Origin of the sequence: Moorena sp. SIO4A1 (assembly GCF_010672065.1) — a bacterium.
In the GTDB taxonomy this organism is placed as follows: domain Bacteria; phylum Cyanobacteriota; class Cyanobacteriia; order Cyanobacteriales; family Coleofasciculaceae; genus Moorena.
This window is the reverse complement of the sequence record NZ_JAAHHX010000272.1, coordinates 1-2,527: the sequence shown is the minus strand read 5'-3', so window position 1 is coordinate 2,527 and position 2,527 is coordinate 1. Positions and strand designations below refer to the sequence as shown.

At 43.2% G+C, this 2,527-nt stretch carries 1 protein-coding gene and 1 pseudogene; one reads left to right on the top strand and one right to left on the bottom strand.

Annotated features, from left to right (window positions below; genetic code table 11):
• Nucleotides 1-102: 102 nt before the first annotated feature.
• Complete coding sequence (egtC, locus tag F6K53_RS37180; RefSeq protein WP_075899564.1) at nucleotides 103-894, bottom strand: ergothioneine biosynthesis protein EgtC; 792 nt, start codon at nucleotides 892-894, stop codon at nucleotides 103-105.
• Nucleotides 895-1,071: 177 nt separating this feature from the next.
• Here egtC and F6K53_RS46240 point away from each other — a divergent pair.
• Nucleotides 1,072-2,527: pseudogene (locus tag F6K53_RS46240) on the top strand (IS1634 family transposase); the annotation flags it as partial.

Genomic DNA, 2,527 nt, shown 5'->3' with positions numbered 1-2,527 from the left:
CCATACCCAGGCCCCACGCCCTGACAAGGGTAGGTTTTTAACGGTTTTTAACGGTTTTTAAAAAAGGGGCGAGTACCTAACGGGGTTGTCACCCCGTTAGCTCTACAAATCTATGGGATGCATGTTGATTTTCAGGTCTTTTCCCACACAAATCATGCTACTTTCAGGGCAAGGATTCCAGTTTCCTGGGAACAAAGGTTCAGAGGCAATGATAACAGAATTGGGGAAATGTGGAGCGTTCTGTAGCCAGTAGAGAGAAGGTGGAGTAGAACCGATAGCATAACGAGAGGCAATCAGCTGATTTCCATCACTAATAACGATGTTCGCTAAGACCTTGACTCCATAGGGTTTGGCTAACTTAAAGAGCGTTTTTAATGTCGCTTCTAACGCTTGTTCCCAATTACCATCCACAGCAGCTAATTCGTTGAGAAACAAGGCGAAGATATGTTCAGAATCGGTAGTGCCTTCAATTTTATGATAGACTGTATCTCTAATATGACTGCGGATCGGTTGGTATAAGGTGGGTCGGAAATTTTCGATGAAGCCATTGTGGGTGAAGAGGAAGTTGCGATCGCTAAAAGGTTGACAGTTACTCAAACTGGCGGCTTGTCCGGGGGTAGCACTGCGGATATAGGCTAAGAAACATTCAGATTCTATGTAACGACTGAGGTGAGGTAAATTAATATCGCTCCAGATCGGTAGGATGTTTTTGTAGATAAAGGGTTCTGTCTCTTTTTGGGAGTGATACCAACCAATTCCTACCCCATCAGCATTCACAGAGGTGGTTACGGTTTCTCGGGGTCTGTAACTTTGAATACAGAGAGAGTGTTCGGGTTCGTAGATGAGTTGATCCGGTTGAATAGCAGAACCGAGGTAAGCCAGTAATCGACACATATGTTGAAATACAAAAATTGGTATTGACTTTATTTTTTCCTACCAACCCCAGGTACCAGGTTCCCCTTTAAAAGGGCCAACAATATCACTGGTGATCCATCCTGCATAATAATCTCCGGCTTGGGGTTGCACCCCACATTCCGCAGGTGCGATCACATAATGTTGTATTTTTGAAGTATGAATGTTTCAGGATCACAAATCAAAGTACAAGATATCGACCACTTGGGCATAGTGGCAGGTATTGTTGATGAAATGGGGTTGGTTGAGGAGATTAACCAACTGCTCGGAACTCATCCCCAAGAAATAATTAGCGCAGGTCAAGTGGTCAAAGCAATGATTATCAACGGTAAGGGCTTTGTCAGCGCGCCACTCTATCTATTTTATAAGTTTTTTGAAGCGATGCAGCGCGGTCTTGGGGGTTTCCCCCACTCGCTATTGCATCAAGACAGGGATTGCAACGGAACATTTATTGGGAGAGGGAATAAAACCAGAACACTTGAATGATGACCGCTTGGGCAGAGTCGTAAGACTTACTATATGATGCTGGATTAACGGACATTTTCATCCGAGTTGCACTATCAGCAGCCGGTAAATTTGGAGTGAAGATGGACAGTTTCCACATGTATTCATGTTCATTTCACGTACATGGGGATTATGAGATAGATGCTGACGATGAAGCATCAGCCGAATCAGGATTAATTACAATTACATATGGTTATTAAGCGAGATCACCGACCAGATTTGAAACAATTTATCCTCGATTTGATGTGCAGTGGAGATGGAGATATACCCTTATATTTAAGAGTTGCAGATGGAAATGAAGTCGATGAGCGCCATGTTTGGAAAACTGATCGCTGACTTCCACAAACAATGGCAAATAGACGGTTTATTTGTGGCCGATGCAGCCCTTTACACTGAAGAAAATTTGCAGATGATGGTCTCCTTAAGATTGGTATCTCGACTTCCTGGTACCCTAACGGCTGCCAAAGAACTGTTAAAAAATATCAGTACTGATGCATTTGTACCAAGTACAATCCCAGGATATCGTATTGCCCCATGTTGTAATAATTATGGCGGTGTGCGACAAAGGTGGCACATGGATAGAAAGTCAAGCCCGTCAACAATCAGACTTAAAAAAACTGGAAAAACGTCTAGCCAAAAAATGTACTCAGGCACAATCGCAACTGCGAAAATTGTGTCAACAAAAATTTGCATGTGCCAAAGATGCACTCACAGCCACCAAACTACTTGAGAATCAGTTGCCATTTCATCAACTTGCAAATATTGAAGTTATTGAACATGCTCAATATCGAGGACGTGGTAGACCTCGCCAGGATTATAAACCTACCCTAAGCTACCAGATTCAAGCTGAAATTATACCCAAAGAAACGGCAATTACTATTGAAACAGAACGGGCTGGCCGGTTTATTATTGCCACCAATGTTCTTGATGCCTCCGATCGCGTAGCGTGGCCAAAGGCCTTACTTAGCGACGAAGAGGTTTTGCGTGAATATAAGTCACAACAATCTACAGAACGTGGTTTTCGGTTTCTCAAAGACCCATTGTTTTTTACTTCCACTGTGTTTCTCAATTCAAGCAAAAGAGTTGCGGCTTTAGCAAGCGATGCAGCGCG